At 69.8% G+C, this 7621-nt stretch carries 4 protein-coding genes and 1 pseudogene; 4 read left to right on the top strand and 1 reads right to left on the bottom strand.

All coding sequences use genetic code 11. The features are described from left to right. The 4 genes and pseudogenes from ACNFIA_RS19880 to ACNFIA_RS19865 form a co-directional block, all read left to right on the top strand. Window positions 1-273, top strand: a pseudogene (locus ACNFIA_RS19880) (pyrroloquinoline quinone biosynthesis protein PqqE); the annotation flags it as partial. A 1-nt stretch (window position 274) separates the two neighbouring features. Continuing rightward, complete coding sequence (locus ACNFIA_RS19875) at window positions 275-2068, top strand: alpha/beta hydrolase family protein (protein WP_416787998.1); 1794 nt, start codon at window positions 275-277, stop codon at window positions 2066-2068. Window positions 2069-2175: 107 nt separating this feature from the next. Then, window positions 2176-3339 (top strand): alcohol dehydrogenase-like regulatory protein ErcA, encoded by a 1164-nt coding sequence (ercA, locus tag ACNFIA_RS19870; RefSeq protein WP_416787995.1) that lies wholly within the window; start codon window positions 2176-2178, stop codon window positions 3337-3339. Continuing rightward, complete coding sequence (locus tag ACNFIA_RS19865; protein WP_416787992.1) at window positions 3323-5020, top strand: NahK/ErcS family hybrid sensor histidine kinase/response regulator; 1698 nt, start codon at window positions 3323-3325, stop codon at window positions 5018-5020. Before ercA ends, ACNFIA_RS19865 begins: the two co-directional genes overlap by 17 nt. A 3-nt stretch (window positions 5021-5023) precedes the next feature. Here the strand turns inward: ACNFIA_RS19865 and ACNFIA_RS19860 are convergent, their stop codons facing one another. Continuing rightward, on the bottom strand, window positions 5024-7531 hold the full coding sequence (locus tag ACNFIA_RS19860; protein ID WP_416787990.1) for an ATP-binding protein: 2508 nt from the start codon (window positions 7529-7531) through the stop codon (window positions 5024-5026). Window positions 7532-7621: the final 90 nt, after the last annotated feature.

Here is a 7621-nt window from a genome sequence, read left to right as displayed (position 1 = left end):
TACGAATCCTTCGGCTTCAACCGCTTCCGCGGCGACGCCTGGATGCCCGAACCGTGCCGCTCCTGCGATGAGAAGGAGCGCGACTTCGGCGGTTGCCGTTGCCAGGCCTTCCTGCTCACCGGCGACGCCGAGGCCACCGACCCGGTGTGCGCCAAGTCCGCCCACCACGGCATCATCCTCGACGCCCGCCGCGAGGCGGAAACGGCGGCCGCGCCGCTCAGCGCACTGACCCTGCGCAACGAGCGGGCCTCGCAACTGATCTGCAAGGCCTGAGATGGACTGCAGCGACTGGAGCGCCGAACGCGCGGTAGCCGCCGCCGGGGATTTCGCCGAGCTGCACGTGGCCCACGGCGGATTGCTCTGGGCGGCGTTCGACCCGGCCAGCGCGCGCTGCCGGCTGTTCCTGCGTCGTGACGGGCAGAGCGTCGAGCTGACGCCGCCCGGCGCCTCGGTGCGCAGCCGCGTCTACGAGTACGGCGGCGGCGCCTGCTGCGCCACCGCCGACGGTGTGGCCTGGGTGGAAGAGGGCGACCAGCAGGTGCACTGGCTGCGCCTGGGCGGCTCACCCCGGCCCATTACCCACCGCGACGACTGCCGCTACGGCGACCTGCACTACGTGCCAGCGTGGAATGCCCTGCTGGCGGTGGAAGAGCAGAACGGCAGCGGCGGGGCGGTTCACCGTATCGTCCGCCTGGATGCCGATGGCCGGCGCCGGGTGATTGCCGCCGGCGCGGACTTCTACGCCTCGCCGGTGGCGGACGCCCGCGCCGAGCGCATCGCCTGGGTGGAATGGGACCGCCCGCACCAGCCCTGGACGCGCACCCGCCTGTGCGAATCCTTTGCCGGCGAGCAGCGCTGCCTGGCCGGCCAGGCCAGCCACGAATCCATCCAGCAGCCGCGCTTCGCCGAGGACGGTCGCCTGCACTGGCTGAGCGACCGTGACGGTTACTGGCAGCCGTACCATGAAATATTCGGTGCCTTGCCCTGTGCTGCCGCCGACCATGCCAGTGCGCCCTGGCAACTGGGTGGGCGCACCTTTCTCCCGCTACCGGGCGGTCAGCTGCTGGCGACGCGCTACGAAGCGGGCCATGGCTTGCTGGTGTTGTATGACGGACGCGGCGGCGAACTTCGGCTGGCGCCGGCGTACAGCCGCTTCCGCGCGCTGGCGGCGGATGAGCGAAACTTCTATTGCATCGCCGCCGCGCCGGACCGCTTGCCCACCTTACTGGCGATCCGCCGGGTGGATGGCGTTACCCAGGTGTTGGCCGGCGGCGAGCGGCCCCTGCCGGAGGCCGAGCTGTCCCGCGGCGAGGCGTTCCGCTATCCCGTGGGCGCGGACGAAGGCGGGCACGGCTTCTTCTACCCGCCGTTCGGCGGCGAGCCCGCGCCGCCACTGGTGGTGTTCCTGCACGGCGGGCCGACCTCGGCCAGCTACCCGGTGTTCGACGGCCGCGTCCAGTTCTGGACGCGGCGGGGCTTCGCCGTGGCCGACCTCAACTACCGCGGCAGCAGCGGCTACGGCCGCGCCTACCGCGAGCGCCTGTACCTGGGCTGGGGCCAGGTGGAGGTGGAGGACATCGGCGCGGCGCTGGACTATCTCGCCAAGGCCGGCCGCATCGACCGCCAGCGGGTGTTCGTACGCGGCGCCAGTGCCGGCGGCTACAGCGCGCTGATGGCCCTGGCGCGGCTGCCGGGCCTGCGCGGCGGCGCCAGCCTTTACGGGGTGAGCGACCCGCAGGCACTGGCGCGGGCCACCCACAAGTTCGAGGCCGATTACCTCGACTGGCTGATCGGTGACCCGCACGACGACGCCGAGCGCTACCGCGAGCGCACGCCGGTGCTGCTGGCCGGGCACATCCGTGCGCCGGTGATCTTCTTCCAGGGCGAGCTGGACGCCGTGGTGGTGCCGGCGCAGACCGACGCCATGGTCGAGTCCCTGCGCCAGCGCGGCGTGCCGGTGGAGGTGCACCGCTACGCCGGGGAGCGCCACGGCTTCCGCCAGGCGGGCAACCTGGCCCACGCCCTGGAAGCCGAATGGCGCTTCTACCAGGCGTTGCTGGCGCACTGACAGCGGGTAGGCGTCTGTCAGAACCGTCTGCCAAGGTCGCATTGCAATAGCTGACGGATGCAGTAGGCTCCCGGAAACATCCCATAACAATAACGACAGAGCCCCCGATGTCCCACGAGCTCAGCCAGCTGCGCAAATTCGTCTCGCCAGAGATCATTTTCGGTGCCGGATGCCGGCACAATGTCGCCAATTACGTGAAGACCTTCGGCGCCCGCAAGGTGCTGGTGGTGTCGGACCCCGGCGTCGTCGCCGCCGGCTGGGTCGCCGACATCGAAGTCAGCCTGGCCGCCCAGGACATTTCCTTCTGCCGTTACACCGATGTCTCGCCCAACCCGCGCGTGGAAGAAGTCATGCGCGGCGCCGACGTCTACCGCAGCGAGGGCTGCAACGTGATCGTCGCGGTGGGCGGCGGCAGCCCCATGGACTGCGCCAAGGGTATCGGCATCGTCGCCGCCCACGGCCGCAACATCCTCGAATTCGAGGGCGTGGACACCTTGCGCGTGCCCAGCCCGCCGCTGATCCTGATCCCCACCACCGCCGGCACCTCGGCGGATGTGTCGCAGTTCGTGATCATCTCCAACCAGGACGAGCGGATGAAGTTCTCCATCGTCAGCAAGGCGGTGGTGCCCGACGTGTCGCTGATCGACCCGGAAACCACCCTGACCATGGACCCGTTCCTCTCTGCCTGCACCGGCATCGACGCGCTGGTGCATGCCATCGAGGCGTTCGTCTCCACCGGCCACGGCCCGCTCACCGACCCCCACGCGCTGGAGGCCATGCGGCTGATCAACGGCAACCTGGTGCAGATGATCGCCAACCCGGCGGACATCGCTCTGCGCGAGAAGATCATGCTGGGCAGCATGCAGGCGGGGCTGGCGTTCTCCAACGCGATCCTCGGCGCGGTGCATGCCATGTCCCACAGCCTGGGCGGCTACCTCGACCTGCCGCACGGCCTGTGCAACGCCGTGCTGGTGGAGCACGTGGTGGCGTTCAACTACAGCGCCGCGCCCGAGCGTTTCAAGGTGATCGCCGAGACCTTCGGCATCGACTGCCGTGGCCTGAACCATGCGCAGATCCGCCAGCGCCTGGTGGAGCACCTGATCGCCCTGAAGAACGCCGTGGGCTTCCATGAAAGCCTCGGCCTGCACGGCGTGGGCAGCTCGGACATTCCGTTCCTCTCGCGCCATGCGATGCAGGACCCGTGCATCCTCACCAACCCCCGCGAGTCCAGCCAGCGCGACGTCGAGGTGGTGTATGGCGAGGCCCTCTGACGAGCAGCAGCAACAGGCCCTGGCCGGGCTGCTGGGGCTGGGCAGCCATTCCGCGCGCAAGAGCCACTACCCCGAGCTGGTGGCGCGGCTGGACGAGCTGGAGGCCGAGCGCAACCGCTACAAGTGGCTGTTCGAGCACGCCGTCCACGGCATCTTCCAGGCCAGCCTGAGCCAGGGCCTGCGCGCCGCCAACCCGGCGCTGGCGCGGATGCTCGGCTATGACGACCCGCAAGAGGTGCTGTGGAACCTGCAGGACATGGCCAGCCAGCTGTTCGTCGGCGGCGAGGCGGAGATGCGTCGCATCCGGGCCTTGCTGCGCGAGCGCGACGGCCTGTTCGGCTACGAGACGCGCCTGCGCCGCCGCGACGGCAGCCATGTGATCGTCCTGATGAACCTGCTGATCAAGCCCGGCGAAGACGGCCTGGTGGAAGGCTTCGTCGCCGACATCACCGAGCGCGTCCAGGCCCAGCAGCGCCTGCAGAGCCTCAACGAGGAACTGGAGCAGCGCGTCGCCGAGCGCACCCGTGAACTGGAAGGGCTGAACCAGCAGCTGCGCGAGGCGCGCGACGCCGCCGAGGCCGCCAACCAGAGCAAGGACAAGTACCTGGCCGCCGCCAGCCACGACCTGCTGCAACCGCTGAACGCCGCGCGGCTGCTGGTTTCCACCCTGCGCGAACGCTCCCTGCCGAGCGCCGAGCAGGTGCTGGTGGAGCGCACGCACCAGGCCCTGGAAGGCGCCGAGGACCTGCTCACCGACCTGCTGGAAATCGGCCGCCTGGACCAGAGCGCGATTCGCCCCGACCTGGACGTGTATACCCTGGACGAACTGCTCGGCCCGCTGGTCTCGGAGTTCGACGAGGTGGCCCGCGCCGCGGGGCTGCGCCTGCGTGCGCGGATTCCACCGCTGGCGCTGCGCACCGATCACCGCCTGCTGACGCGCATCCTGCGCAACTTCCTCAGCAATGCCTGCCGCTACACCGAGCGCGGCAGCGTGCTGCTCGCCGCCCGCCGGCGCGCCGACAGTGTGCGCCTGGAGGTGTGGGATACCGGCCGTGGGATTCCGGCTGACCAGCTACAGGCGATCTTCCTCGAATTCAACCAGCTGGAGGTTGGCCGGGCGGCGGAGCGGCGCGGCGTCGGGCTGGGATTGGCGATCGTCGACCGCATCGCCGGCATTCTCGGTTGCCGGGTGCAGGTGCGCTCGGTGCCGGGGCGCGGTTCGGTGTTCGCCATCGAGGCGCCGCTGGTGCGCGACCTGCCGCCTGCCGGCCCGGTCGACAGCGGCCCGCGCCCGGTCACCGGCGACCCGCTGCCGGGGCGGCGCCTGCTGGTCATCGACAACGAGCAGGCGATCCTCGCCAGCATGGCCGCGTTGCTAGGGCAGTGGGGTTGCGAGGTGCTGCTGGCGACGAATATCGATGACGCGCTGAAGGTGCTCGATGGCAAGGCGCCGGAGGTGATCCTGGCCGACTACCACCTCGACCATGGGCGTACCGGCTGCGATGCGGTGCGCGGGCTGCGCGAGTATTTCCGCCGCGAGTTGCCGGCGGTGATGATCACCGCCGACCGCAGCGACGATTGCCGCCGCGCCCTGCAGCGGCTGGGCATGCCGCTGCTGAACAAGCCGCTCAAGCCCGGCAAGCTGCGCGCGGCGCTGAGCCTGTTGCTGAGCCAGGGATAGCGATCAGCCGTCCTTGCGCCCCAGCATGTCGTTGACCTTGTCGCGCAGGGCGTCGATGGAGAACGGCTTGGCGATCATCGACATGCGCGTGGCCAGTTCGCTGCCGTCGATATGGACGATCTCGGCGAACCCGGTGGCGAACAGGATCGGCAGCTCGGGCCGCGCCTGCCGCGCGGCGGCGGCCAGCTCCTCGCCGTTTATGCCGGGCAGGCCGACGTCGGTCAGCAGCAGGTCGATGGCGGTGTCGCCCTGCAGGATCGGCAGCGCCTCCTCGGCGTCCTCGGCCTGCAGGACCTGATAGCCGATCTCCTCCAGCACTTCCACGGTCAGCATGCGCACCAGGTCGTTATCCTCGACGACGAGGACGCACAGCTGCTGGTTGGCCGGTTCGTTGGGGGTGACGGGAATGTCGGGAATGCTGACCACTGAGTTGCCTCTCGGGATATAGAGTGTGACGCAGGTGCCCTGGCCGGGCTCGCTGCGCAGGCGGATGTGCCCGCCGGATTGCTTGATGAAGCCGTAGACCATCGACAGGCCCAGCCCGCTGTTGGGGCCGATGCCCTTGGTGGTGAAAAAGGGGTCGAAGACGTGGGTGAGGATCGATTCGCTCATGCCCAGGCCGTCGTCCTGCACGGCCAGGGCGAGGTAATCGCCGGCCGGCAGGTCGCTGTCGCCGCCGATGATTTCCTGGCGTCGCAGGCTGATCTGCAGGGTGCCGCCGCCGGGCATCGCGTCGCGGGCGTTGTCCACCAGGTGTTGCAGCACCTTGTGCAACTGCTCGCGGTCGCTCAGCACGGTGTCGCTGGTTTCGCAGGCCAGGGTCAGGCGCACGCGGGCGCCGGCGCGCTCGGTCAGTTCGGGCAGCCAGTCGCGCAGTAGCCGGCCCAGCTCCACCGGGTGCATGGCCAGGGCCTGGCGGCGGGCGAAGGCGAGCAGGTTGTGGGTCAGCTCGGCGGCGCGCTCGGTGGCCTGGGTGGCAGCGTGCAGGATGTGGTTGAGCTCCGGCTGGGCGTTGGCCTGCGCGCGGCGGGTGATCAGGTCGAGGCTGAAGCGGATGCTCGCCAGCAGGTTGTTGAAGTCGTGGGCGATGCCGCCGGTGAGCTGGCCGACGGCCTCCATGCGCTGGGCATTGGCCAGGGCCGATTGCGCCTGCTCCAGCAGCTCGGTGGCGCGGCGCTGCTCGGTGACGTCGCGGCCGCAGCCATAGATCAGGCCGTTGTCCGCGCTGGCATGCCAGGAAATCCAGCGATAGCTGCCGTCGGCATGCCGCATGCGGTTCTGGAAGTGCTGCAGGGGCTCGCCGCGGGCCAGGGTGGCGCGGGTGCCGATGCTCGGCGCGAGGTCGTCGGGGTGCACCAGCTCTTCGCTGTTGCGCCCGGTGAGCTGGGCTTCGCTCCAGCCCAGCAGGGTGGTCCAGGCCGGGTTGACGCTACGCAGCCTGCCCTGCTGGTCGAGCACGCAGAGCAGGTCCTGGCTCATGGCCCAGACGCGGTCGCGCTCCAGGGTGCGCTGGCGCGCCTCTTCCTGCACCGCTTCCTTGAAGCGGCGGTCCTCGGCGCGCTGGCTGGCGGCGGCCAGGGCATGGCCGAGCAGGGCGGCCAGCTCGTTGAAGAAGGTCGCGTAGCTGTCGTCCAGGCGCCGGCGCGGGCTGATGCCGAACACCGCGAGGCTGCCCGGATAGCCCTCCAGCGGCGTGGCATAGGTGCTGTCGAGCAGCTCCGGCCAGGGGGCGAAGGCGCGTGCGTACTGGCTGCCCAACGGCGACTGGTGCGCCTGCTGCAGGCCGTTGAACAGGTGCAGCGGGTCGTCGTCGAGGGTCAGCTGCGCCGGGGCGAAGCGGTCGGTGACGTCCGTGCCGCAGGAGCCGAGCAGGGTGCCGCCGTGGTAGAGCAGGCAGAACGGCACGTCGATGCTGGCGTCGGCCAGCAGGGCAAGGGCATCGGCGCAGATCTGCGCGCCGTCGTCGGCCTGGCCGATGCGTTCGGCCAGCCGGGTGAGCAGGCGCTGGCGGCGCTGCTGGATGACGTTGCCGGTGGTCTCCACCGCGGTGTTGAACAGGCCGATGGGCTTGCCGTCCTGGCCGAAGATCGGGCTGACGTTGTAGGTGAAATAGGCTTCTTCCACATAGCCGAAGCGCACCATGGGCAGCAGGCGATCTTCCTCGTGGGCGGCGACGCCGGTCTGCAGGATGCCGTTGTACATGGGGTCGAGGATCGACCAGATGTCCGACCAGGCGATGCGCGCTGGCTGGCCCAGGCAGGCGGGGTGCTTGTCGCCGGGGATGGCGCTCCAGGCGTCGTTGTACAGCAGGACGAATTCCGGGCCCCAGTAGATGCACACCGGCAGGCGCGAGTTCAGCCCCACCTCGAGGATGCCCTTGAGCGTGGCCGGCCACGCTTCCATCGGGCCGAGCGGCGTGGCCGCCCAGTCGTGCTGGCGGATCAGCGGTGCCATGGCGCTGCTGCTGTTGAGGAAGTCGCCCTGGCCCGGCGCCGTGACGGTGGGAGTCATCCCCGCGGAACCTGGCATGGAGCGGGCCTTGCGTCCGATCCTTTCATACCGTGCTACCCATTCAGTCCACATCACGCGTTGGAAAGTCCC

This window comes from Pseudomonas sp. NY15437 (genome assembly GCF_048068435.1).
GTDB lineage: Bacteria > Pseudomonadota > Gammaproteobacteria > Pseudomonadales > Pseudomonadaceae > Pseudomonas > Pseudomonas nitroreducens_B.
This window is presented reverse-complemented; position numbering and strand designations above follow the sequence as displayed.

Bases quoted from the DNA above. Each gene is read 5' to 3' on its own strand.
- ACNFIA_RS19875 (WP_416787998.1), top strand. From the start codon at position 275: ATGGACTGCAGCGACTGGAGCGCCGAACGCGCGGTAGCCGCCGCCGGG.
- ercA (WP_416787995.1), top strand. From the start codon at position 2,176: ATGTCCCACGAGCTCAGCCAGCTGCGCAAATTCGTCTCGCCAGAGATC.
- ACNFIA_RS19865 (WP_416787992.1), top strand. From the start codon at position 3,323: ATGGCGAGGCCCTCTGACGAGCAGCAGCAACAGGCCCTGGCCGGGCTG.
- ACNFIA_RS19860 (WP_416787990.1), bottom strand. From the start codon at position 7,531: ATGACTCCCACCGTCACGGCGCCGGGCCAGGGCGACTTCCTCAACAGC.